This window comes from Sphingosinithalassobacter tenebrarum (assembly GCF_011057975.1).
GTDB classification, from domain to species: domain Bacteria; phylum Pseudomonadota; class Alphaproteobacteria; order Sphingomonadales; family Sphingomonadaceae; genus Sphingomonas; species Sphingomonas tenebrarum.
In genome coordinates this window covers 2,897,920-2,922,140 of record NZ_CP049109.1, presented here as the reverse complement: position 1 = coordinate 2,922,140, position 24,221 = coordinate 2,897,920, and the positions used below count along the sequence as shown (strand labels likewise).

Annotated in this window: 21 protein-coding genes; 15 read left to right on the top strand and 6 right to left on the bottom strand. The window is 63.3% G+C overall.

The window, feature by feature from the left end:
- Nucleotides 1-121 precede the first annotated feature (121 nt).
- Nucleotides 122-544, top strand: coding sequence for a YybH family protein (locus G5C33_RS14405; protein WP_225982096.1), 423 nt, complete (start codon nt 122-124; stop codon nt 542-544).
- 53 nt (nt 545-597) lie between these two features.
- Complete coding sequence (locus G5C33_RS14400; RefSeq protein ID WP_010412796.1) at nt 598-1,299, top strand: PepSY domain-containing protein; 702 nt, start codon at nt 598-600, stop codon at nt 1,297-1,299.
- Nucleotides 1,300-1,312: 13 nt separating this feature from the next.
- On the opposite strand, the gene G5C33_RS14395 is transcribed toward G5C33_RS14400, so the two are convergent.
- Together G5C33_RS14395 and G5C33_RS14390 are read right to left on the bottom strand one after the other, a co-directional pair.
- Nucleotides 1,313-1,819 (bottom strand): hypothetical protein, encoded by a 507-nt coding sequence (locus G5C33_RS14395; RefSeq protein WP_225982097.1) that lies wholly within the window; start codon nt 1,817-1,819, stop codon nt 1,313-1,315.
- Nucleotides 1,820-1,846: 27 nt separating this feature from the next.
- On the bottom strand, nt 1,847-2,134 hold the full coding sequence (locus G5C33_RS14390) for a hypothetical protein (protein ID WP_033193304.1): 288 nt from the start codon (nt 2,132-2,134) through the stop codon (nt 1,847-1,849).
- A gap of 202 nt (nt 2,135-2,336) precedes the next feature.
- Between G5C33_RS14390 and G5C33_RS14385 the strand changes: the two genes are divergently transcribed.
- From G5C33_RS14385 to G5C33_RS14365, 5 genes are all read left to right on the top strand, one after another.
- Nucleotides 2,337-2,750, top strand: coding sequence for a hypothetical protein (locus G5C33_RS14385; RefSeq protein ID WP_225982098.1), 414 nt, complete (start codon nt 2,337-2,339; stop codon nt 2,748-2,750).
- A gap of 214 nt (nt 2,751-2,964) precedes the next feature.
- A complete protein-coding gene (locus G5C33_RS14380) occupies nt 2,965-3,636 on the top strand; it encodes a DUF2231 domain-containing protein (protein WP_029140036.1) in 672 nt (223 codons plus the stop codon).
- Between the two features lie 843 nt (nt 3,637-4,479).
- Nucleotides 4,480-5,337: an SDR family NAD(P)-dependent oxidoreductase gene (locus G5C33_RS14375; RefSeq protein ID WP_228275082.1), complete on the top strand. Its 858-nt coding sequence runs from the start codon at nt 4,480-4,482 to the stop codon at nt 5,335-5,337.
- A gap of 3 nt (nt 5,338-5,340) precedes the next feature.
- On the top strand, nt 5,341-5,910 hold the full coding sequence (locus G5C33_RS14370; protein WP_165327859.1) for a carboxymuconolactone decarboxylase family protein: 570 nt from the start codon (nt 5,341-5,343) through the stop codon (nt 5,908-5,910).
- A 321-nt stretch (nt 5,911-6,231) separates the two neighbouring features.
- On the top strand, nt 6,232-6,666 hold the full coding sequence (locus G5C33_RS14365; protein ID WP_165327858.1) for a hypothetical protein: 435 nt from the start codon (nt 6,232-6,234) through the stop codon (nt 6,664-6,666).
- On the opposite strand, the gene G5C33_RS14360 is transcribed toward G5C33_RS14365, so the two are convergent.
- Nucleotides 6,629-8,236 (bottom strand): AMP-binding protein, encoded by a 1,608-nt coding sequence (locus tag G5C33_RS14360; RefSeq protein WP_206518567.1) that lies wholly within the window; start codon nt 8,234-8,236, stop codon nt 6,629-6,631. The genes G5C33_RS14365 and G5C33_RS14360 overlap by 38 nt on opposite strands.
- Before the next feature lie 10 nt (nt 8,237-8,246).
- Nucleotides 8,247-9,089: an SDR family NAD(P)-dependent oxidoreductase gene (locus G5C33_RS14355; protein ID WP_165327857.1), complete on the bottom strand. Its 843-nt coding sequence runs from the start codon at nt 9,087-9,089 to the stop codon at nt 8,247-8,249.
- 338 nt (nt 9,090-9,427) lie between these two features.
- On the opposite strand from G5C33_RS14355, the gene G5C33_RS14350 reads away from it, so the two are divergent.
- The 5 genes from G5C33_RS14350 to G5C33_RS14330 all read left to right on the top strand — a co-directional run bounded on the left by G5C33_RS14350 (nt 9,428) and on the right by G5C33_RS14330 (nt 17,821).
- Nucleotides 9,428-11,254, top strand: coding sequence for a flavin-containing monooxygenase (locus tag G5C33_RS14350; RefSeq protein WP_165327856.1), 1,827 nt, complete (start codon nt 9,428-9,430; stop codon nt 11,252-11,254).
- Between the two features lie 40 nt (nt 11,255-11,294).
- Nucleotides 11,295-12,713 carry an aromatic ring-hydroxylating oxygenase subunit alpha gene (locus tag G5C33_RS14345; protein ID WP_165327855.1) on the top strand — a complete coding sequence of 473 codons (1,419 nt, stop codon included), beginning with the start codon at nt 11,295-11,297 and terminating at the stop codon, nt 12,711-12,713.
- A 79-nt stretch (nt 12,714-12,792) separates the two neighbouring features.
- Nucleotides 12,793-14,577: a thiamine pyrophosphate-binding protein gene (locus G5C33_RS14340; protein ID WP_165327854.1), complete on the top strand. Its 1,785-nt coding sequence runs from the start codon at nt 12,793-12,795 to the stop codon at nt 14,575-14,577.
- Nucleotides 14,578-14,781: 204 nt separating this feature from the next.
- Nucleotides 14,782-16,206 (top strand): aldehyde dehydrogenase family protein, encoded by a 1,425-nt coding sequence (locus tag G5C33_RS14335; protein ID WP_165327853.1) that lies wholly within the window; start codon nt 14,782-14,784, stop codon nt 16,204-16,206.
- A gap of 22 nt (nt 16,207-16,228) precedes the next feature.
- The gene (locus G5C33_RS14330; protein WP_165327852.1) at nt 16,229-17,821 is read left to right on the top strand and encodes a Vgb family protein; all 1,593 of its coding nucleotides are present in this window, start codon (nt 16,229-16,231) and stop codon (nt 17,819-17,821) included.
- 154 nt (nt 17,822-17,975) lie between these two features.
- Here G5C33_RS14330 and G5C33_RS14325 read toward each other — a convergent pair whose 3' ends face one another.
- Nucleotides 17,976-19,388: a serine hydrolase domain-containing protein gene (locus tag G5C33_RS14325; protein ID WP_165327851.1), complete on the bottom strand. Its 1,413-nt coding sequence runs from the start codon at nt 19,386-19,388 to the stop codon at nt 17,976-17,978.
- 202 nt (nt 19,389-19,590) lie between these two features.
- Here G5C33_RS14325 and G5C33_RS14320 point away from each other — a divergent pair, with 202 nt between their 5' ends.
- Together G5C33_RS14320 and G5C33_RS14315 are read left to right on the top strand one after the other, a co-directional pair.
- Complete coding sequence (locus tag G5C33_RS14320) at nt 19,591-20,448, top strand: aldo/keto reductase (protein WP_165327850.1); 858 nt, start codon at nt 19,591-19,593, stop codon at nt 20,446-20,448.
- A gap of 170 nt (nt 20,449-20,618) precedes the next feature.
- Nucleotides 20,619-21,530, top strand: coding sequence for a pentapeptide repeat-containing protein (locus G5C33_RS14315; protein ID WP_165327849.1), 912 nt, complete (start codon nt 20,619-20,621; stop codon nt 21,528-21,530).
- Between the two features lie 26 nt (nt 21,531-21,556).
- On the opposite strand, the gene G5C33_RS14310 is transcribed toward G5C33_RS14315, so the two are convergent.
- Entirely contained in the window at nt 21,557-22,336 is a 780-nt protein-coding gene (locus G5C33_RS14310) for an IclR family transcriptional regulator (RefSeq protein WP_165327848.1), read from the bottom strand.
- Between the two features lie 303 nt (nt 22,337-22,639).
- On the opposite strand from G5C33_RS14310, the gene G5C33_RS14305 reads away from it, so the two are divergent.
- Nucleotides 22,640-24,202, top strand: a complete 1,563-nt coding sequence (locus tag G5C33_RS14305; RefSeq protein ID WP_165327847.1) for an acyl-CoA synthetase — start codon at nt 22,640-22,642, stop codon at nt 24,200-24,202.
- Nucleotides 24,203-24,221 lie beyond the last annotated feature (19 nt).

The following is a 24,221-nucleotide window of genomic DNA, read 5'->3' as shown; positions in this document are numbered from 1 at the left end:
TCTAAGCGCGGTCGCCCTGGCCTTGGCTGCAGGGGGCACTCCCGCCCTGGCACAATCCATGGACCATTCGGCGCATTCGGAACATTCGGTATCAACGCCGATGGATCATACGGAGCAGGGCATGAACCATGCCGAGCATATGGCTGCGATGAACGATGACGTTGCTGGGGCAGAAGCAATTCTGACATCATATCGCGATGCCCTGACGTCGCGCGATGCAGAGGCCATGGCTGCGCTGTTTGCCCAGGAATCCTTCATTTACGAAAACGGCAAGGCGGAAGGCAGCTTCACGCATTACATGGAGCATCACCTGGGACCGGAACTCGATGCAATAACCAGCTTCACCTTCGGCGAACCGACGCTCGCAGTCACCCGGATGGGACATATGGCGTATGGCCGCGAAACGTACACCTATCGGATCGAACTGGCCGACGGTCGCGTAATCGACCGCGAAGGGGTTGCGACCTCGGTCCTCGCCCATGATGCAGATGGCTGGAAGATCGTTCAGTACCATTCATCGTCACGCGCACCGCGTAACAACTGATCTGATCGGGGGAACACCGATTGGCGACACGCTCTTTCAAGCTGCGTCTTCATGTGCTGGGCAGCAAGCTTCACAAATGGCTGGCGATCTTTGTCGGCGTCCAAGTGCTCCTGTGGATGATCACCGGGGCGCTGATGTCGTTTCTCGACATCGAAGAGGTTCGGTCCGAACATGTCGTTTCGCGCGCGCCGGAGGTCCTGCCCGCTGATGCTGTCATGCCCCATTGGCTCGATAGCAGCGAGGGGGTGGTTTCCCTTGCGACGCGCGCGGTCGGCGGCAGGGCCGTAACCGAGGTCCGCCGGGACGATGGAAGCGTCACGCTCCGCGACCCGGACAGCGGCATTCTCCTTTCGCCTCTTCCCGCTGCAAGCGCACAGGCCATCGCTCGCTATGCCTGGACCGGGCCACCAACCACCATAGCGACCACGCGCCTCATCGAAGATGCTGTCGGGACCGAATTCCGGGGTCCGTTTCCGGCGTGGCAGATCACCTACGGCGATGAGGACAATACCCGCGTCTACATCGATGCATCGAGTGGCTCGGTGCTCGCTGCCCGCAGCGACACCTGGCGCCTGTTCGATTTTGTCTGGGGGCTGCATATCATGGACTGGACGCAGCGCGACCGCATCAACAGCTGGTGGCTGCTATTGTTCGGGATCGGCGGGACGATTATCGCGGTTTCGGGCTTTGTCCTGCTTGCGAACCGGTTTCCCAGAATCAGGCGGCGGGCGAAACATGTGCCGAACGCACCCTGAAGCCGCTCCCAGTTTAATCAGGTTCGGCTCGGGCAAAGCGGACCAGAAGGATCGTGAGCGCAGGCACGATCGTCCACATCGCGATCGGGATCAGCGCCAACCCCGTCACTGGCTCGTGCGGCATCAACTCGCTGTAGCGCCAGCTCACGAAGCTTTCTGCCGGAAGCGATGTGGCGATCATTTCGACGGCGATGGCGACGACAAGCCCGAAGCCGAAATAGATCGCATAGGGCATTTTGGCGGCTTGCCAGAGCCACGCGCGCCCGCCGCGCAATGCAGCAAGGCTATAAGCTGTTAGCAGGATCACGCCATCGCCTAGGCTTGCAATGCCGCAGCGAATGGTCTGCTCATAAGGCTCGAGATTTCCCGGCTTGAAAAACGGCATCTGGAAAATCTCCCAGACGAACGCGATCAGGCTCCCGCAAACAAAGATGAGCCAATGAGTTCTAGTCATGCTGCGGATACGCCGGAATGATGTGCGCAAGGAAATAGCGGCGGGCCGGATTTCCACGTCCTGCATAGCGCCTTTGCTGCCCCAAAGCCTGGATCAGTCATGGTTTTCGCGGCCCTCCGCCTCGGCCATGCGAGCAGCGCGTTCGAGAAACTTACGCATGTCACCTGCTGCCAGTTCGGTAAGCGGATGCCGGCTCGCCTCGGGGCGTGGTTCGATCATGTCCGCACGCTTTCTGATCTGGTCGATCTGTTCATCGCTGGCCCCGGACAAAAGGCCGAGAACTATGTTCTCGAGAGTTATGAGGCGAATGCGCATTTGCACCAGCTCGGCATGATCGGGCTCCGGAATGTCCCAGCTGCCGTCCTCATTGACCGTGCTCACGACTGCTTCTCCGACGGCTCTGTTGTCACCATGATCTGTCCCATTCATCTCGACCGGCTTCGGTCAAAAAGGGTGACCGAAAAACACCATTCCTGCAACCGGCTGTGCCATCGGCTCAGCCGTCTCCGGTGGGCGCGGAAATTGTTTGAGGGGAACAGATGTTGGCTGCGTAAAGAGAATGAATGCGCACAGCACCCATCGCATGACCGACGAAAGGAAATCGATTGTGAAACGGACAGCTCTAGCTCTCATTCTCGCCACTGGCCTGACAGCCACTCCGGCGACGGCCCAGGAACAGCATGAGCACGGAGCTCAGGCTGTGGCACAGCAGCAGGATCACGCTGGCCACACGATGCAGGATTCCGACGCTATGGCTGCCCATCGCGAGAAGATGGCTGAAATGCGCGCGCTGATGCAGCAGGCCCACGCGGCGAGCGATCCTGCCGAACGCCAAAGGCTGATGGCCGAGCACCGCACAGCGATGCAGGAACACATGGCGGGCATGATGCAGGGGGACAACGCCGATATGATGGCGGCCTGTCACCAGCGCATGATGATGATGCACGATATGATGAAGCAGATGGCGGCTCACCAGAACATGGCGCAAGACGGTTAGGAGATGGTAGCCGGGCTCTTGCTCGTGCTTAAAGCTGGCCGCCCTCTTAACAAGGCTCTGATATTGGCAAGAGACCCAACCCCCTCATGAGTTAAATTTGGACCCTCACGCGCCGAGGATCACCGCGCTCCATCACGGCAAGAGATGAGGGTTCGCAGAGCATTACAGACACAATAGGTCGCACGACCATCGCCAAGACCGGAACCCGTAGAGAATGAAACGAATGCAATTCATGGCTATTGTAGCTGCCAGCTTGCTCTTCGTCGGACCAGTTCAGGCTCATGGCGACGAAAAGCATGGCGAAGAGACGAGCGCCGCGCCTGCCGCCGCGAATGGCGATGCGCATGACCAGGCGGCCATGGCGCAGATGGGCGACGGCGGAGCGGTCGGCGAGCCCTCAGCCGCGCACGACGAAGCAAGTGGAGGCCATGACGAGGCTGGTGGCCATGCTGATGAGGGCGATTCCGGCGTCATCGCCGCCCTGAAAAAACTGCATCCGGCGACCATCCACTTCCCGATCGCCCTGTTTCTCATGGCTGCTGCCACCGAGTTGTTCGTCATGCGCCGGAAAGATGCAGGGCTTGAGAGCGCGGTGCGCGTACTCGTCCACGGCGGAGCAATCGGCGCAGTCGTCGCAGTCCTGTTCGGATGGATCCACACCGGCCTTTGGTTCGGCGGCGATGCCGTCATGCAGGTCCATCGATGGAACGGGATGCTGATCGCGGTCCTCGGTCTGGCGATGGCCTATCTGGCGAGCCGTGCTTCCGCGAGCCGGACCGCGCTTCGCGCCGCAATCTTTGCCATGGCCGCTCTAGTGCTGGTGCAGGGATTTCTGGGCGGCGAGCTTGCGCACGGTGCCAATCATCTTGGTATCTCCTGGCTTTGAAGGATAGAATGATGCGCAGATCGAATCGGAACGGGTTTGTTGCCCCCCTTGCTGCGGCGGCACTGGGGCTAGGGCTCGCTGCATGTGATCAGACGCAGGACACTTCATCAGAAGCTGAAGCCTTGCCACTGTATACGGCCCCGCCGACCGAGAGCACAGGTCCTGGCGAAGGCGAAAGAGACAACGCTGCCTCTCCCGCTGGAGAGGCCAACACGAACCGGTCGGATGAAGCTGTGACTGCCGGTAGGCAACCAGACCGACCGGCGAGCACTCCGGTAGTAGCGCCGTCACCTGCGGCCACTCCCCCGCCGATGAATGCGAAGCCTAGCGACACACCCGATCCGCATGCGGGCCACAATATGCCGTCCATGCCAGACCATGACATGTCCTCGCTGTACGATCGGGCGGATGGTTCATGACCTGGCGTTTCGCCTTCTGATCGGCCCGAAAACGGCCGACGCTCCTTTCACCTGTCACTACGAATTACATGTCATCGTTTGCCAAAGGCGCTTTATCTCATCTGTCCGATTCTGGGGGTATTGATGGGGGTATTTGCAAGGTGATTCAAAAAGTTGATTAGGTAAATCAGCATGTTATACGCTCCCTATATTTCCCTCCTCCGCTACCATTTCTCCTCTTTCCGTTCCTTCGCGATCGCCCTCCTCCGCGCCGGTCGCGCGTGCGATATCCGTGTCGCGGGCTGGTACGCCGGTACGGCTCCGCGCTATCTGCCGCCTGAACCTGGCGGGAAACGCCGCCCGATATCGATAGGAGAACCCATGTCCGATCTGCGTTTCGACGGCCGCGTTGCCATCATCACCGGCGGCGGGCGCGGGCTTGGCCGTGCCGCTCGGCACGCAGGGGGCCAAGGTGCTGGTCAACGATCTCGGCGTGTCGATGGCGGGGGACGGTACGCAGGAAGACCCTGCCGGCGAAGTCGTCGCGGCGATCGAGGCGGCCGGCGGCGAGGCGCTGGCCAATCGCGACACGGTGGCGACGCCGGAGGGCGGCAAGGCGATGGTCGATGCCGCGCTCGAAAAATGGGGCCGCGTCGACATTTTGATTCACAATGCCGGCAATGTTCGCCGCGCGCCGCTCGCCGAAATGACCGCCGAGACGTTCCGCTCGATACTCGATGTCCATCTGCTCGGCGGTTTCCACGTGCTCCAGCCTGCCTTCGCGGCGATGCAGAAGGGCGGTTATGGCCGCATCGTGCTGACCACGTCGATCGGCGGGCTCTATGGCAATTACGAAGTCGCGCCGTACAGCGCGTCCAAGGCCGGGCTGATCGGCCTTTCCCACGTCGCGGCGATCGAAGGCGCGCCGTTCGACATCAAGTCGAACTGCATCGCGCCCAGCGCCGTCACGCGCATGTCCGAAGGGATCGATACCTCGCAATTCCCGCCGCTGGGGCCGGAGTTCGTCGCTCCGGCGGTCGGCTGGATGTGCCACGAAAGCTGCAGCATTTCGGGCGAGGTGATCGCCGCGCTGGGCGGGCGTATCGCGCGCGTCTTCACGGCCGAGACACAGGGCGTGGTGCAGCCCGCCTGGACGATGGCGGATGTCGGCAAGCGGATCGACGAGATCGAGGACCGCACGGACTCGCTGCTCTTCCCGGTAGTGCCGACCGAAGAGGGCGGCCCGCACGGTTTCGGCAAGCATCTGGGTACGAGCTTCCAGATGGTGAGCAGGAAGGACTGAGCGATGTACGGCGACGACCCCCAGGGCAAGTCGCTGATCGCGCCGGTGCCGCGCGCGGAATGGACGCAGGAAATGCGCGACTTTTTCGCCATTTCCGAAGGCGAACAGTGCCGCAGCGAAGGGACGCGGTTCAACATCCAGGCAGTGATGGCGAAGCATCTGCCGCTCAGCACCGCCTGGGTGAGGTACAATCGCTTCATCGCGCGCGAGCTGGAACTGGCCGACGACCTGCGCGAAATCGCGATCCTGCGCATCGCGTGGCGGATCGGCGCGGGATATGAATATCACCAGCATCGCGCCATTGCGCGCCGCTGCGGGCTTTCCGAGGACAAGCTGGCGGCAGTGGCGGAGGAGGTTTCGGCGGTCTGGTCCGACGGGGAAGCGTTGATCGTGCGTGCCGCCGACGAGATGTGGCGCGACAATGCGGCCAGCGAAGCGACGATGGCGGGGCTGCTCGACCGGTTCGGCGAGAAGCGGACGATGGAAGTGCTGTGGACCATCGGGACCTATGCGGCACTGGGCTGGATCGCCAATTCGATGCGCGTGCCGATCGAGGATTTCATGCTGGGCTAGGCGGCCGAACCCGGTTGCTTCGTGGGTGCGACGGGGCGGGAGACGTGAATCGCAAAAACCGCGGTTTTGCGTGCCAAGTTCGCACGGAGTCATGACGTAACGCGCGCACGCGCGCGCCCGCGCGCGAGGGAGCCGGAAAAATCCGGCATGAATCGAGCGGCAATTTGCGGATTGCGAAGCCATGCCGTGGGCTGCCACAGCGGCGGCCATGTAGGACAGCATTTCCGCCGATAACGTTACGGCAGGAGATATCCGCTCCAGCGATCTTTTGCGAAGCCACTGTTAATGCACTGGAAAGATGCGGGGCCCGATGGAGCGGACATGACTGAGCCCAAAGAAGAATCCGGCTTTACGGTAACATTCGAACCCGAATGCGGGATTCTGGTGTGCCGTCTGCACGGTTTTCTCGACGAAGTCGTCGCGGCGCGGCTTTCGCAGGAGCTGGCGATGAAGATCGCCACGGTTCGCAAGGCTGGGTTGCCGCTTCTCTATCTGGTCGACAATTGCCGGGGACGCGTCGCCTCGCCCGCCGCTGCCAAAGCGCTGGGCGAAAAGCTGAGCGGATCGAAACGTCCCGGCGACCGGACCGCCATCGTTGTTCCCGACAGCCTGTGCAAGCTCCAGGCGAAGCGTGTCGCGACTACCGACAATGCGGTCTTCCTTTCGGAAAACGCCGCTCGGACATGGCTGTTGGCCCACGTGCCGAGCGGGGGAGGCGTCACTCCGACGCCAGTTCCTTCCGCAACTGGTGCTTGAGCACCTTCCCCGCGTCGTTTTTCGGCAGCGCGTCGCGCAGGTCCACCGCTTCGGGATATTTGAATTTCGCGACGCCGTGGCTGGCGAGCAATTCGGCCATCATCGGCACGTCGGGCGTTTCGCCCTGCGCGGGGACGACCACCGCCACCGCGCGCTCGCCGGTCCTGGCATCGGGGATGCCGACGATCGCGATTTCGGCGATTGCCGGGTGGGTGCCGAGCAGGTCCTCGATCTCCTTGGGGCTGATATTCTCGCCGTTGCGGATGATGATGTCCTTGATCCGGCCGGTGACCACCAGATGGTCGCCGTCCTGCCAGCGGCCCTCGTCGCCGGTGCGGTAATAGCCCTCGGCGTCGAACGCGCTCGCTTCGTCCTCCTCGTGGAGATAGCCGACCAGCATCTGCGGCCCGCGCGCGCGGATTTCGCCGGCTTCGGCGATGATGACGTCGGCGATGCCGGGGCGGCCGTCGGTCTCGGCGGCGTGGGTCACATCGTTGCGATCGAGCACGCCGACAGTGGTCACCGGCACTTCGGTCGAGCCGTAGACGCGTGTGACGGCGGCTTTCGCGAAATAGTCCGCCGCCTCGTGGATCAGCGCGGGCGGGACCGAGGCGCCGCCGCAGATGAATAGCTTGAGATCGGGCAGGTTGGTGTCGGCCTTGCGCGCCGCTGCGAGCAGATGCTGGAGGAAGGGCGTCGCGCCCGCCATATGCGTGATGCGTTCGGACTGCATCAGGGCGACCGCGGCTTCGGGCTCCCAGCGTTCCATCAGCACCGCCGTGGTGCCGAGCAGCAGCGGCATTTCGAAGGCGTAGATCGATCCGCCGATATGGCTGATCGGGGAGGGGACCAGCCAGCGGTCGCCCGCGTCGATCAGCCAGTGCGCGCCGAGCTGGCGGATCAGCGCGTTGATCGAGTTGTGCGTGTGGAGCACGCCCTTGGGGCGGCCGGTCGTCCCGCTGGTATACATCGCCATGCGCACCTCGTCGGCATCGACGGGCGGGAAGATCAGCGGCGGATCGGCGGCGAGGAGGCTTTCGTAGGGCGTGTGCTCGCCCGCATCTCCGCGCAGTACGACGACTTCGGGCGGGTCTTTCAGATCGGCGACGACACGGCTCAGCATCGCGGCATAATCGAACCCGCGAAACGTCTCCGGCACGAAGATCATGTTGCAGCCGATATCGTCGAGCATGAAGCGCAGGTCATGATCGCGCAGCGAGGGCAGGATCGGGTGCGCCACCATCCCCGCCAGCGTCGCGCCGAGATAGATGGCGGCGGCCTCGTGCCAGTTGGGGAGCATGAACGAGACGGTGCCGCCCGGCGGGAAGCGCGAGACCATCGCGCCCGCCAGCCGCTCGGCGCGGTCGAGCAGCTGCGCGGCGGTGACACGCGTCTCGCCTTCGACCACCAGTTCGCGATCCGGCGCTTCGCTGGCGGCGCGGCGGAGCGCGTCGGCGCAGGTTTCATGCTGCCACCAGCCCTCGTCATAAGCGCGGCGGGCGCGTTCCTCGTCCCAGCGGATGCTCCATCCGGCGCGCGTGGTCTGGCGGGGGGCGGTGGTGGTGGTCATGCGGTGCGTTTCAGGCCTTGATGGCGGCGCGGAAATCCTCGTTCTTCAGGAAGAGCGAGGTGTTGTCGGCGCCAAGGTGGGTCCATTTCAGATTGAGCCCGCCATCGACCAGGATCGTCTGGCCGGTGATGTAGCTCGACAGGTCGGAAAGCAGGAAGGTGATCGGGCCGGCCTGTTCGCTCGGTTCGGCGCGGCGGCCCATCGCGATCGCGGTGCGGTCGCGCTCGACATCATCGTCGATATAGGCGCGCGATCCTTCGGTGATCGTGGTGCCCGGCGCGACGGCGTTGACGCGGATATTGGCGAGCGCCAGCTCGGTCGCCATCGTCCGCGTCGTCTGCACCAGCGCAGCCTTGGCGGTGCCGTATGCAATGTGGAAGGGCGCGGTGTTCATCCCGCTGATCGACGAGACAGAGACGATGCTGCCGGGCAGATCCTGCGCGCGCAGCTCGCGCGCCATCGCCTGGCTCATGAAGAACATGGTCTCCAGATTCTGGTGGAACAGCGCGCGCCAGTCCTCGCGCGTCACGCGTTCGAGCCGCATCCAGGTCTGCGGCGCGGCGCCGCCGGCGACATTGACCAGGCCATAGAGCGTGCCGTCGGCATTCTTCGCCGCGTCCATTGCCGCTGCAATGCCTTCGTCGGTCGAGATGTCGGCCTTTACCGGGATGATCGACAGCCCGTCCTTCACCAGCGGCGCGATCTGCGCGTCGAGCTTTTCGTCCGAGCGGCTCACCGCGATCACAGTTGCGCCCGCGCTCGCGAGCATTTTTGCGGTTGCGGTACCGATGCCGCCGCCCGCCGCGCCGGTGACGATGATGGTGCGTCCGGTGAAGTCGATGAGATTGGTCATGTCTGTCCTCGCCCTGCGGCCAATGGCGCCGCCGGTCCGGTGCCGGGGCGCTTGTCGGGCGCCGTTGTGGGCGCCGGGCTTTGCCGCCGTCAAGGAAAGGGGCGGGGGTGAGGGCGCATCGCCTGGGCAGATATCGCCGCCGCGAACGATGGGGCGCGTAGCGCTGACGCGAGCGGCCCGGGCCAGTAAAAATCGCGGAAATGCGCGTATTCAGCCGCGAAAATGCGTGACTTTCAGCCTGTGGCGGGCGAGGTTCGACGAGACAATCGCCGACTTGTAAATCAACACTATTGTTGATTAGTACGGCGGGCAACAAACGAGAGAGAGCAGGAGAGGCTATGGGCTGCGAGCCTACGCAGGTACGGGCACCCGAGGAAATCGACATCCCCGCGATGCGCGACAAATATCGCGCTGAGCGCGAGAAGCGTCTGCGCAGCGAAGGGCAGAAGCAATATGTCCGCCCGACCGGCGAGCAGACCTCCGATTTCGCCGCCGATCCGCACAAGCCGGTCGAGCCGCGCGATCCCGTCACCGGGGAACTCGAAGTCGTCGTGCTCGGCGCTGGCTTCGGCGGGCTGCTCGCCAGCTATCACCTGACTCAGGCGGGGATCACCGATTTCCGCAACATCGACAGCGCCGGCGATTTCGGCGGCGTGTGGTACTGGAATCGCTATCCGGGCATTCAGTGCGACAACGACGCCTATTGCTATCTGCCGTTGCTCGAAGAGATGGGCTTCATGCCGTCGAAGAAATTCGCCGACGGCGCGGAAATCTACGGCTATTGCAAGATGATCGCGGAAAAGACCGGCTTTGCCGACCGCGCGCTCTTCCACACGCTGACGCAGGAGCTGCGCTGGGACCCGGAGATCCAGCGCTGGCATGTGAAGACCAATCGCGGCGACGACATCAAGGCGCGCCACGTGATCGTCGCGGCGGGCGTGCTTAACATGCCCAAGCTGCCGGGGATCAAGGGCATCGATGTCTTCCAGGGCAAGATGTTCCACACCGCGCGCTGGGACTATGGCTATACCGGCGGGACGCCCGAAAACCCGGTGCTCGACAAGCTGGCCGACAAGACGGTGGCGATCGTCGGAACCGGCGCGACGGCGATCCAGGCGGTGCCGCGGCTCGCGCAGTACGCCAAGCAACTCTATGTCGTGCAGCGCACGCCCTCGAGCGTCGACGAGCGGCCCAATCCGCCGACCGATCCCGAATGGCAGAGGTCGCTCAAGCCCGGCTGGCAGGCCGAGCGCATGGCCAATTTCCACAAGGCGGCGATGGAAACGCTCGGGCCGGGCGATCCCGATCTGATCTGCGACATCTGGACCGAGATCAGCCGCAATCTGAAGGCGGAGCTGGAAGCCGAAGGCTGGCCCGAGCTGAGCGTCGAGGAGTTCATGGCGCGCCGCGAAACGGTGGATTATCAGGTGATGGATCGCCTGCGCCGCCGCGTCGAGGAAATGGTGCAGGACCCCGAAACGGCCGAGGCGCTCAAGCCCTATTACCGCTTCCTCTGCAAACGCCCGCTTTCGAGCAACGAATATTATCCGGCGTTCAACAAGCCCAATGTCGAACTGGTCGACGTTTCGGAGACCAAGGGGCTGCAGGAGCTGACCGAAGGCGGCTTCATCGCCAACGGCAAGGAATACCAGGCCGATTGCGTGATCTTCGCCAGCGGGTTCGAAGTGACCAGCGACCTCGAACGCCGCTGGGGCATGGACGTGGTGGCGGGGCGCGACGGGCGCTCGATCTACGATCACTGGCGCGACGGGCCGCTGACGCTGCACGGCACGATGACCCACGGTTTCCCGAACATGTATTTCGTCGGCTATATCCAGGGGGGGCTCAACGCCACGGTGACCGAGCAGTTCGGGCGGCAGGGCGAGCATATCGCGCATATCATTTCGGAAACCGCCAAGCGCGGCGCCAAGGCGGTCGAGCCGACCAAGGAAGCGCAGGACGATTATGTCCGCACCTTCGAGGCGCTGGAAATCGACCTGTCCGAATTCCAATCGCAATGCCCGCCGAGCTATTTCAACAACGAAGGCGAGAAGAAGCCCAAATGGGCGCTCTTCCGCGGATACGGCCCCGGCTGGGATGCGTTTCAGAAACTGTGCGCCGATTGGCGCGCAGACGGGGAAATGACCGGGCTGACCTTCTCGTAAGAAGCGGGCGGACCATCAGGCAGGCAAGCCGGAGGATGTCATGAACAAGCCGGAAAAATTCACGTCGCACGGGATCGCTGCAAGCGACATGGACGCCGAGAAGCTGGCGACGTACCCGACCACCGCGTTTCTTTCGCGCGACTATCTGGAGGCGGAGAAGGCGCGCCTCTGGCCCAAGGTGTGGCAGATGGTCGAGCGCGAAGAAGACCTGCCCAATCCGGGCGACTGGATGACGTACAACGTCGCCGATGAATCGATCATCGTGCTGCGCAAGGATGACGGGTCGCTCAAGGCGTTCCACAATGTCTGCCCGCATCGCGGTCGCCAGCTGGTGAGCGTTCCCGATATGCTGCCGGGCAAGGTGCATGACGTGCGCGGCAATCAGCGCAAGAGCTTCGTCTGTGGCTTTCACGGCTGGACGTTCAATCAGGACGGCGAGAACACCTATATTCTCGATCCCCAGGACTGGCATAACAAGCTGACGCCGGAGATGACCTGCCTTTCCGAAGTGAAGGTCGATACATGGGGCGGGTTCATCTATATCTCGATGGACCCCGACGCCGCTCCGCTGAAGCAATGGATGGGCCGCGCGGGCGAGATCCTCGAAGCGCACGAGCTTTCGAAGATGCGCTACAAATGGCGGCAATGGGCGATCTATCCGTGCAACTGGAAGACCGCGATCGAGGCGTTTCTCGAGCCCTATCACGTCGCGGGAACGCATACCCAGCTGCTCGCCTATGGCGATTATTACGCCTATTCCAAGCAGTTCGGGCTGCACGCGGTGTCGGGCTACGACGTGCGCGAAGCCGACTACAAGACCGAGACGAGCGGCGGCACGACGCGTTCGGGCAAGGCGGGGCTCGATCCGCGCGTTTCGACCTATGAGCTGATCCGCGAGAATTACGAGACGGTCAATTATTCCGCCTCGACCGAGACGCTTGTCAAAGCGGCGAGTCGCCTCAAGGACGAGCTTCCCGAAGATGCCACGCCGGGCGAAGTCATCGCGCACTGGATCGCTTCGGCCAAGAAGGACGACGCCGCGCGCGGCGTGATATGGCCCGAAATTCCCGAGGACGTGCAGAAGGAATCGGGGCTCGCCTGGGGTCTGTTCCCCAATCAGAACATCCTGCACGGCGCCACCTATGCGCTTTGCTATCGCGTGCGCCCCTATGGCGACGATCCCAGCAAATGCGTGTTCGAAAGCTATGCGCTCGAACGCTTCCCCGAAGGCGAGGAGCCCGAGACCGAGTGGGTCTATGCCGAACCGACCGCCGAGAATTGGGGTGCCGTCCTCGAACAGGATTTCGCCAATATGGAATTCGTCCAGAAGGGGATGAAGTCGAGCGGCTTTCGCGGACCTTTGCCCAATCCGCATCAGGAGCAGAAAGTCATCAACCTCCACCGCAACCTGGCCGAATATATCGGCGAGGGCGCGCCGACCCTGCTCGACATCGAGTGATTTGACCGCGGCGACACCGCCGCACCGTGCATGCAACTGGTGCCGCCCTGTTGGGCGGGATCGCTTTTCAGAGGTATTTATGAGCTACGACGATCCGAAGCCCGCTCCCCAGGCCGCAGACGGCGAAAAAAAGGGTATTCCCGTCTATAAGCGGATGCTCGACCTGTTCGAGGCGGAAGGTATCAACACGCTGTTCGGCATCCCCGATCCGAACTTCGTCCACCTGTTCCTCGAAGCCGAAAAGCGCGGCTGGACCGTCGTTTCGCCGCACCATGAAGCCTCGGCTGGCCATATGGCAGCCGCTGCGGCGCGCATCACCGGCAAGCCGGCGCTGTGCATCGGCACGCTCGGGCCGGGCCTCGCCAATCTGATGCCGGCGATCCAGTGCGCCAAGGTCGAGAATGATCCGGTCATCTTCCTCGGCGGGCAGCGCGCGCGCGTCACCGAGCGCCGCGTGCGTCGCGGCCGCATCCAGTTCGTCCGGCAGGAACCGATGATCGAGGATTCGGTCAAATATTCGAGCTCGATCGAATATGCCGATCAGGTCGACGAAATCGTTCGCGAGGCGATCCGCGTTGCGATGTCGGGCACGCCCGGCCCGGCCTATATCGAATATCCCTCAAACGTGATCCTCGAGGATGTCGATCTTGGCCCGATCCTGCCGCCGCATCGCTATCGCCTGACCAATCAGGGCGCCGATGGCGACCGTATCGCCGAGGCCGCCGAAGCGATCCGCAACGCCAAGAACCCGATCCTGTTGGTCGGTCACGGCGTGCACACCAGCAAGTCGGGCGCGGCGGTGAAGGAACTCGCTGATCTGATGCAGTGCCCGGTGATCCAGACCTCGGGCGGCACCAGCTATATCGAAGGACTTGAAGAGCGCACCTTCGCCTACGGCTTCTCCGAAGTGTCGATCGACGCGGTAGTGGAAAGCGATTGCTGCGTCGCGCTGGCTACCGAACTGGGCGAGCCGAGCCATTATGGCCGCTGGCGCCACTGGGTCGACAATGAAGCCAACCGCAAGTGGATCTATGTCCAGCAGGACCCGACCGCGATCGGCGTCAATCGCCCGATCGACATCCCGCTGGTCGGCGACGTCCGCGCGGTCGTGCCGCAGCTTTCGCGCGCGCTGAAGGATACGCCGCGTGCCGCGTCGGAAAAGCTCTCCGCCTATATCCAGCGCAACCAGCAGCAGCTCGACGAGCTGATCGAGGAAGCGGGCGAGAAGGGCGACGGCAGCGACGGCAAGCCGATGCACACCAGCCAGTTCGTCACCGAAGCGACGCGTGCCTTCCCCGAGGACGGCATCATGATCCGCGACGGCGGCGCCACGGTGATCTTCCAGTGGACCTATTCGCAGTGCAAGCCGCATGACGTGATCTGGAACCAGAATTACGGCCATATCGGCACCGGCCTGCCCTATGCGACCGGCGCGATGCTGGCGGACCAGGCGGCGACCGGAAAGGTGCGTCCGGGCATGCTGCTGACGTCGGACTCGTCCTTCCTCTTCCATGTCGGCGAACTGGAAGTCGCGGTGCGCAAGAATCTGCCGCTGATCTGCGTCGTCGGCGTCGATTTCCAGTGGGGCCTCGAAGTGGGCGTGTACAAGCGCACCTTCGGCCAGGGCACGGCGGAAACCGGCACCCACTGGTCGGACAAGGTCCGCATGGACAAGATCGGCGAAGGCTTCGGCTGCTATGGCGAATATGTCACCAAGGCCGAGGACATCGGCCCGGCCATCCAGCGCGCCTATGCGCATGGCGGTCCGGCGGTGATCCATGTCCCGATCGATCCCAAGGCGAATTCGGAAGAAATGCCGAACTATTCGGAATTCCGCACCTGGTACGCCGAAGGGACGCAGTGATCGGGGGATTACAAGCATAATTCCTCCCCCGGAGGGGGAGGGGGACCGCGAAGCGGTGGAGGGGTATTGGCCGCGAGTGCTGCGCCCGTGGGAACCTACCCCTCCACCATGCTGCGCATGGTCCCCCTCCCCTTCCAGGGGAGGAATTTGATAGGGAATACAGAGCCTCCCCGACGAGGGCGGCGACAGCCCGGGAGAGACGGCATGCGCGAGTATCTGAAATTCTATATCGACGGCAAATGGGTCGATCCGGCCGAGCCGAAGACGGCCGAGGTGATCAATCCGGCGACCGAGGAAGTCAGCGGTACCATCTCGCTGGGCTCGAAGGCCGATGTCGACAAGGCGGTTGCCGCCGCGCGCAAGGCGTTTCCGGGCTGGTCGGCGACGAGCGTCAAGGAGCGGCTCGATCTGCTCAAGGCGATCCAGGCCGAATATGCCAACCGCCAGGAAGAGCTGGGCAAGGCGGTGACCGAGGAAATGGGCGCGCCGATCTCGCTCGGCTGCGGTTTTCACACCGGGCTCGGCGCGGGGCATTTGCAGACCGCGATCGAAGTGCTCGAAAACTACAAGTTCGAGGAACAGCGCGGGCCGACGCTGATCGTCAAGGAAGCGATCGGCGTGTGCGGCCTGATCACGCCGTGGAACTGGCCGCTCAATCAGGTGACGGTCAAGATGTTCCCGGCGCTCGCCACTGGCAACACGATGGTGTTGAAGCCGCCGCAGCTCGCGCCGTACAGCGCGCAGATCCTGGCCGAGATCATGGACAAGGCGGGCGTGCCCGCCGGCGTGTTCAACATGGTGCAGGGCAAGGGCAGCGAGATCGGCACCGCGCTGTCCCGCCACGAGGACGTCGACATGATCAGCTTCACCGGCTCCGAGCCGGTCGGCGCGCAGATCATGAAGGACGCCGCCGACACGATCAAACGCGTCGGTCTGGAACTGGGCGGCAAGAGCGCGTGGATCGTGCTCGACGACAGCAAGCTCGCCGAACATGTCGGCGGGGCGACCTCGAACATGATGGTCAATTCGGGGCAGACCTGCTCGGCCGGGTCGCGCCTGCTGGTGCCCGAAAGCCGCCTCGATGAAGCGGTCGAGGTTGCCAAGCAGGCGGCGCAGGCGGTGACCGTCGGCGATCCCAACGGCAATTTCGCGATGGGTCCGGTGGTCTCTAAGGACCAGTACAACACGGTGCAGGACTATATCCGCAAGGGGCTGGACGAAGGCGCCAAGCTCGTCGCGGGCGGTCCCGGTCGTCCTGCGGGGCTCGAAAAGGGCTGGTATGTTCAGCCGACGGTATTTCTGGGCACCAACGACATGGTGATCGCGCGCGAGGAAATCTTCGGCCCGGTGCTGGTGATGATCCCGTACAAGGATCTCGACGATGCCGTGGAGATCGCGAACGACAGCATGTTCGGGCTCGGCGGCTATGTCAGCGGCGAGGATGTCGCGACCGTCAACCAGATCAGCCGCAAGCTGCGCACCGGCGCGGTGTGGATCAATGGCGGGTTCGATTTCCATGCGCCGTTCGGCGGCTACAAACGCTCGGGCAACGGGCGCGAATGGGGCGAATATGGCTTCGATGAATATCTCGAGGTCAAATCGCTGATCGGATACGCCGAAGCCGAATAACCAGACCGAGGGAGAGGGTCGCATGAGCGCGGATCAGGGACGTTATGTTGCCGGGGCGCTCGCCGCGGCAGAAGGCTGGGCAGTCGCGCGTGTAACGCCGCCCAGCCGCCTTTTCGGATCGAACGGGCTGCGCACGGGCGCCGACGGGCGGCTGTACGTGGCGCAGGTCGCGGGCAGCCGCGTGAGCGCGATCGATGTCGACAGCGGCGCGATGGAGACGATCAGCGCCGTCGACGGGCCGATCATCGCGCCCGACGATCTGGCGTTCGACGGCGCGGGCAATCTCTACACCACCGAAATCACCGTTGGGCGGATCGGCGTGCTGAGCCCCAAGGGCGAGTATCGCGTGCTTAACGGCGACATGCCGGTGGCGAACCCGATCACCATGTACGGCGACCGGCTGATCGCGGGCGAATGCCGGATGGGCGGGCGCGTGATGGAGCTCGATCGCAGCAGCGGCGAGGCGCGGATGATCCTGCCCGACGTGCCGATGCCCAATGCGTTCGAAGTCGGGCCGGACGGCATGCTCTACATGCCGATCATGGCGACCAACGAGATCTGGCGGGTGAGCCTCGACGGCGGCGAGCCGGAAGTGGTCGCGGGCGATCTGGGCGTGCCGGACTCGGTCAAGTTCGACAGCAAGGGCCGCATCGTTTCGACGCAGGTGGCGAGCGGGCAGGTGCTGCGCATCGACCCGCAGACCGGCGAGCGCGAACTGCTGGCGCAGCTTTCGCCGGGGCTCGACAATTGCTCGTTCGTCGGCGACCGGCTGTTCGTATCGGGAATTCCGGGCGAGCTGTTCGAGATCCTCGGCGAGGGCAAGGTGCGTCCGCTGGTCGAGCGCGGGCTGCAATGGCCGATGGGGCTCGCGGTCGCGAGTGATGGAACGCTGTTCGTCGCCGATGGCGGCTTTACCTATACGTTGGTGCCGGGCGGCGGGCTCGAAACGCTGGGCATGCTGTTTTCGCCGGGTTTCCCCGGCTTCACGCGCGGTGTCGCGGCGAGCGGGCCGGGCGAATGGGTGACGACCAATTCGATGGGGCAGGTGTCGCGCTGGAAACCCGCCGAGGGCGCGCATGAAGCGATCTCGGCCGAGCATGAAGTGCTGTACGGCGTCGCCGTGGGGCCGGACGGCGCGGTGGTGTTTGCCGATGGTCCCGCCGGGAAGGTCTATTCGGCCAAGGGCGGTAGCGTCGAGGTAATCGCCGAAGGACTCAAGCTGCCGATGGGCGTTGCCGTGAGCAGTGACGGCACGGTTTATGCCAGCGAAAGCCAGGGCGGGCGCGTGGTGAAGCTGTCGGGCGGCAAGGTCGAGACGGTGGTCGACGGGCTGGAGGAGCCGCAGGGCATCGCGGTCGCGGGCGACACGCTCTACGTCGTCGATATCCTGTCGAAGGACCTCATTGAAGTGACGCTCTCCACCGGCGCGCGGGCGACGATCGCCAGCGGCCTGCCCGTCAGCGCACCGCCGGGCGTGCGGCCGCATCTGCTCGGCGGCGTCGGCAATATGTCGGGGCCGATGGTGCCGTTCGCGGGCGTTGCCGTGGCGGGCGACGGGACGGTGTTCGTTTCGGGCGATGCCGAGGGCAGCGTGCTGGCGGTGGGGCGGCGATAGGGCGGCTCTCTTGGGGCGGGCCAGCCCCCATAGGGTCGTCATGCTGAACTCGGTTCAGAATCCACCGTGCAACAAGCGACGTCCGCGCAGGTTGAGGCGTGGACCCTGAAACAAGTTCAGGGTGACGGTTGGGGGGGCGGCAACCTCGGAACACTCAGCCCGCCGTCGCTCTCCCGCCATAGGCCAGCGCGAGCCGCCACACCGCCCACACCACCCCCATAACCGCGCTCGCGACCAGCGCCAGCGTCAGATCGGGGGCGAAGTGCCACAATGCCTGCGGTGACGTGCCGAACAGCGCAGGGACCAGCCATACGAACACCCAGGCCATCGCCGCCATCGCGACCAGCGGGAACCACAGGCTGAACGCGCCTGCTACGCCCGTTTTCCGGCGCAGCGCGGCGCGGTGAAACCATGCCCAGAGCATGCAGCCGATAAACAGCAGCGGAAGCAGCGCGAGCGTGACGAACGTCGCCTTCTGTCCCCAGCGGCCGTCCGGGGCGGGGGTGTCGAGGCCTAGCGCGCGGGCGGCGATGCCGTTCATCAGCGCCGCGTTCTCGCCGAAGCCGAAGCCGCTTCCCGCATTGATCAGGATGATCACGCCGGTCTTCTCGGCCGGGCGCATCTGCGCGAGCGTTTCGGTGCCGGGGCTGGTGCCGCTGTGATAGACAGTGCCGCCTTCGGGATCGAGACCCCAGCCGAAGCCGTAATAGGGCGATGCATCGCTCGCCGGGCGCAGCATTTGCGCCTTGCCCGCAGCGCTCAGCACATCGTCCCGGCCGTTCATCATCACCGCCAGATATTTCGCCATGTCATTGGCGCTGGCGACGATGCCGCCCGCCGGGGCAGTGGTGCGGTCGGTGCCGGCGCCATCGAGCGGGGTCTTGGTGCCGAACCACGGCAAATGGCCGCGCGCCATTTCGGCATGTGCCGCGCCGTCGGCAACGAAGGCGTGCGTCATGCCGATCGGGCGCAGAATGTGCGCTTCGATATAGGCGGCATACTCCTGTCCGCTCACGGTTTCGATCAGCGCGCCGAGGATCAGGTAATTGGCGTTCGAATAGTCCCAATGGGTGCCGGCCGCCTGTGCGGGAACCCGTTGCGCGATCGCGGCGACCTGACGTGAAAGCGCGTCGGCGGAGTCGTTTGCGTCGCGATCCCGGTCATTGCCCTGCAGCGTCGAATAGCCGCTGGTGTGGCCAAGCAACTGGCGGATCGTGATCGCCTTTCCGGGGCTATCCGCAAAGACGCTCAGATAGCGCGATATCGGTGCGTCGAGATCGACCTTGCCCGCCTCGACAAGCTGCATCACCGCCAGCGCCGTGAAGCTTTTGGAGATAGAGCCGAGCAGAAAGGGGGTGTCGGGTGTCACCTTGTCGCCGCTGCCTAGCAGCGTTTCGCCGCGTGCTTCGGCATGGACCGTGCCGTCCTCGACCACGGCATAAGCGAGTCCGGGCGTGTCGGTTTCGGGCATGGCGGTTGCGATAAACTCGTCGATCGCGGCGGTCGGCACGCTCGCCTGTACCGCGACGGCCAGCGTCAGTGTCAGCAAGGCCAATATCGCCCGCATATCTTCTCTCCCCCCTCCGTCGTGTGCTGCTGACCTAGCACAGTCGGGTGCAATAGCCAGTTCCACGCCGATTGTTGAATTGGTCTCAATACCCCATGTCGATTGTTGCGGATTATCAATCTCGCGCGAAGGCCTAAATTGGGGATCAAGCGCAGCGGGGGCGCTGCAATTTCGTATTTTGAGACATCAGAAAGGCTGCAACATGATCCGCAACGAAAGCTACACCCTGTCGAACGGGGTCGCCATTCCCAAGCTCGGCCTTGGCACCTGGATGATCGAGGACGGCAAGGTCGCGCAGGTCGTCCGCGACGCGGTCGAACTCGGCTATCGCCATATCGACACCGCACAGGCATACAAAAACGAAGCGGGCGTCGGCGAAGGCATCCGCACCGCGGGCGTGCCGCGCGAGGAGCTGTTCGTCACGACCAAACTCGACGCGGGCATCAAGGATTATGAAGGCGCCAAGGCGGCGATCGACGGGTCGCTCGCCAAGATGGGGCTCGATTATATCGACATGATGATCATCCACAGCCCGCAGCCCTGGGGTGAATTCCGCAACGGCGAGCATTTCTTCGAAGGCAACCTCGCCGCCTGGCGCGCGCTGGAAGAAGCGCTCGAAGCGGGCAAGCTGCACGCGATCGGCGTGTCGAACTTCGAACAGGTCGATCTCGACAATCTGATCGACAACGGCAAGGTCGCGCCGATGGTCAACCAGATCCTCGCCCATGTCAGCAACACGCCGTTCGATCTGATCGAATATACGCAAAGCAAGGGCATCCTCGTCGAAGCCTATTCGCCGGTCGGCCACGGCAAGATTCTCGACAATGCCGAAATCGCCGAAATGGCCAAGAAGTACGGCGTGTCGGTGCCGCAGCTCTGCATCCGCTACTGCCTCCAGCTCGGCACGCTGCCGCTGCCCAAATCGGGTACCAAGGCGCATATCGCGTCGAACGCCGAAGTCGATTTCGAGATTTCCGAGGCGGATATGACGACGCTGAAGAATGCCGAGCCGATCAAGGACTATGGCGACGCCAGCATGTTCCCGGTTTACGCGAAGTAACGGCGGGGCGGCCTGGCTGCCCTGACTGTGGAAGGAAACAGCCCGTGCCCTTTGGGGTGCGGGCTGTTTTTGTTGTGATCAGACCGTGCATGGGAGGGCGGAGAAATTTTCGATCTATCTCGATCTAAAACCATGACTAATATATCTTAGAAATGCTTCGGGAGGGTGGATTGGCGGATTCAGAAGACATGAAGCGTCTTGCGTCTGGTGAGATCGATTTGAGCCGCTGCGATTTTCGTGAAGCTGACCTGTCAGGTATGGATCTGAGTGGCCGTAATTTTTCATATTCGCTTTTTGAAAAGGCGCGCTGCGAGAAGACGAAATTCACAAATTCAAATTTTCAAGGCGCTAAGGTTAGTTTCATTCGAGCCCCTAACGCGAATTTTGACGGGTGTAACCTTCAGCGACTCCATTTCGGTTATTCTGAGTTATCAGGTAGTTCAATGCGAGCAGTTCGGGGAGCTGGGGCACGATTTCAGCATGCGAAGTTAGACGGTGTCGATATACGAGGATCCGACTTTTCTAGTGGTAATATAGATCCAGACACTAATTTGAGCGGGATTGTCGTGGATGACCAGACAAATTTTGAAGGATTAGGTGTTCTAAGGCCCACTTCGAGGAACCCTGTATTTGCTGACTATGAGTTCGACAATGGAACGCTTCGGAGGATCGACAGGGAGCGCGCAATTAGCCAGCACGTCGAGGTCTCTTCGGTCTCTGGCGATGGTGATCCAGATTTATCAGGCGTAGGGGAATATTCTGCGCCGGCGTCGGATGGCATAGTCAGATTTGATCATAACGACCCTCACTATCTTCGAGTGTCCAAGGAATTGGGCGATGCTATCGATTCACTGAGGACGACCAACGAGCATATCGAAAACAGAGAAGATGCTCTTCAGGCGATGCAGTATGCCAAGAGCCTCTGGGAGCGATTGGAACTGCCTCTTATGACGGCAAAGGTTGGAATAGTGATGGCGATTGACGACGCGTTGAGCTTGATAGGAAAGGCGTCTGTCGGGCTAGTGGTAGCGGCGGCAAAGGCTGCAGTTGTTGATTATATCAGGAAGAATCTAGACCTGTAGGTGTTTAGAGAACTGGAGGGACGTCACTATCCGCCCAGTTGCTGCGAAACCATCCTTGCGCCGTCCATCAGTGCCGCCGCGAGCGGTTCCAGCCCGCGTCGCTGGACCGCCGAGCTGATGCCGGTGGCGATCAGCGCCTGGCTGGGTTTGCCGGGGCCTTTCCAGACCGGCGCGGAGACGACGGTCACGCCCGCGATGTAATTGCCATCATCGACCGCATAGCCGCGTGTGCGGGTTTCGCGGACTTGTTCCATCCAGTGTTCGAATGCAGGCGGTTCGTCCCAGCGCAGCGCGGCGAAGCGGCGTTCGAGTTCGGCGTCCGAATAGTCGCCCCAGGCGGCGGTGATGCGGCCGGTCGCGCTGATGAGGGCGGGGAAGCGGCTGCCGATCTGGGCGCTCAGCTGGAAATTGCCGCCGCCCTGCGCGATGCCGACGACGACCATATGGTCGAGCCCGACAATCTCCACGCCGAGCGCGGTCACGCCGAAATCGCGGGCGATGCCGTCCAGCACCGGCTGGGCGAGGTCGGCGAACTGGCTGCGGCGGAGCCATTGGCGCGCGAGGGTGAGCGTGCCCGCGCCGAGCGAATAGCGTTTGGTGTCGGCATCGAACGCGACCAGCTCCTCCTCCGCCAGCGCGCGCAGGACATAGAGCGCGGTACTGGGCACGAGGCCCAGTTCGCGCGCGATCGCCTGGACGCCGAGCGGGGTGTCGCTCTTGCCGAGCAGGCGGAGGATCGCCGCGGCGCGGGTGATGGCGGGGGCCTTGGAGCGGGCGGTTCCGGTGGCGAGCTGGCGGTCGGGCATTGGGTAGATTCCTCTAATTCCTCCCCCAGCTCGCTGGGGGAGGGGGACCAGCCGCAGGCTGGTGGAGGGGCCGGCGGTGTAACCGCCGCTGCGCGACGGCCCCTCCACCACTCGCTTCGCGAGCGGTCCCCCTCCCCGAGCCAAGCTCGGGGAGGAACTTAGTAACGCAACTCTCGAGGTTGTTCAATATATAGAACAACGTTCTGTATATACAACAACCTTCATCCTGTGCCATAAGGCTACTCGCGAGTAGGGAAGGCGAGTCTCGCTGCCCTGCACCGATCTGGAATCCAGCGGGAAGCCATGACGAAACTGACCGAATACACATCGTTCGCCGACGCGCAGGCACATGCCAATTCGGCCGCTTTGTGGGAGCTGTTCGACGGCGACCGCGAGGCGCTGAACATCGCGAACGAATGCATTACGCGCCACGCCGACGGGTCGGGCCGCGCGGCGGTGCGGATCGCGCATGCGGACGGCGCCGACGAGATTCTGAGCTTTGACGAGATTGCCGCGGGGGCGGCGCGGTTCGCCCATTGGCTCGATGCGCAGGGCATCGCCAAGGGCGACCGCATTGCCTTCATGCTCGAACCCTCTTTGCCCTTCTATGTCTGCCTGTTCGGGGCGATGCAGACCGGCGCGATCAGCGTGCCGCTGTTCACCTTGTTCGGGCCGGACGCGCTGCGGCTGCGAGTCGATGACTGCAAGCCCAAGATCCTCGTCACCAATGCCGAAAAGGCGCCGATGGCACAAAATGTGCCGGGGCTGCGCGTGGTGGTGGCCGATCAGGGGCTGCTCGACGAAATCGCGCAATATCCGGCGACCTATCAGCCGCAATCGGCGGCCGATGATCTCGCGGTGTTCCAGTACACCAGCGGCACGACGCGCGAGTTGCCCGAGGCGGTGAAGCACAGCCACAAGGCGCTCGTCACGCTGATGTTCGCGGCGCTTTACGGCACCGGCATCCGCCCGGGGGACGAGTTTTTCTGCCCGTCCTCGCCCGCCTGGGGGCATGGGCTGTGGCACGGCACGCTGGCGCCGCTCGCGCTCGGCGTTTCGACCGGGACGTTCGCGGGCAAGTTCGATCCGGTGCGGCTGATGCAGGGGCTTCAGGATTACGGCATCACCAACATGTCGGCGGCGGCGACGCATTATCGCATGATGAAGAATTCGGGTCAGTCCGAGGCCTTCAAATTCGCGATCGAGAAGCTGTCCTTCACCGGCGAGCCGATCGACCCGGCGACGCTCGAATGGATCGACAAGACCTTCGGTGTCGATGCCTGTTCGATGTACGGGACGACCGAGATCGGCGTGGTGCTGGTCAATTTTCCGGGCGCGGAGGACTTCATCGTCAAGCCGGGGTCGCTCGGCAAGGCGATACCGGGGCTCGAGCTGCAGGTGCAGCGGCCCAACGGCACGCCCACCGATCCGGGGGAGATCGGCGAGCTGATGCTGAAAAAGCGGTCCGGCTGGCTGTCGACCAAGGATCGGGCGAAGATCGACGAGGACGGCTATTTCTATCACTGCGGCCGCGCCGACGATGTGATCATCTCGGCGGGCTGGACGATGAGCGCGGTCGAGATCGAGAATACGCTGCTCAAACATGATAATGTGAAGGAAGCGGCGGTGATCGGCGTTCCCGACGAAAAGCGCGGGCAGGTGGTGAAGGCATTCATCATCGCCGATCGCGCGGGCAGCGACGATTTCGTGAAGGAACTGCAGAATTTCACGCGCGAGCGGCTCGCCCAGCACGAATTTCCGCGCGTGATCGAATTTGTCGACGCGCTTCCCAAGACGCCCGCCGGCAAGGTCCACCGCAAGAAATTGCGCGATATGGAGGCGGAGCGGGCGAAAGCAGCGGCCTGACCCTTTGACCCTCAACCCG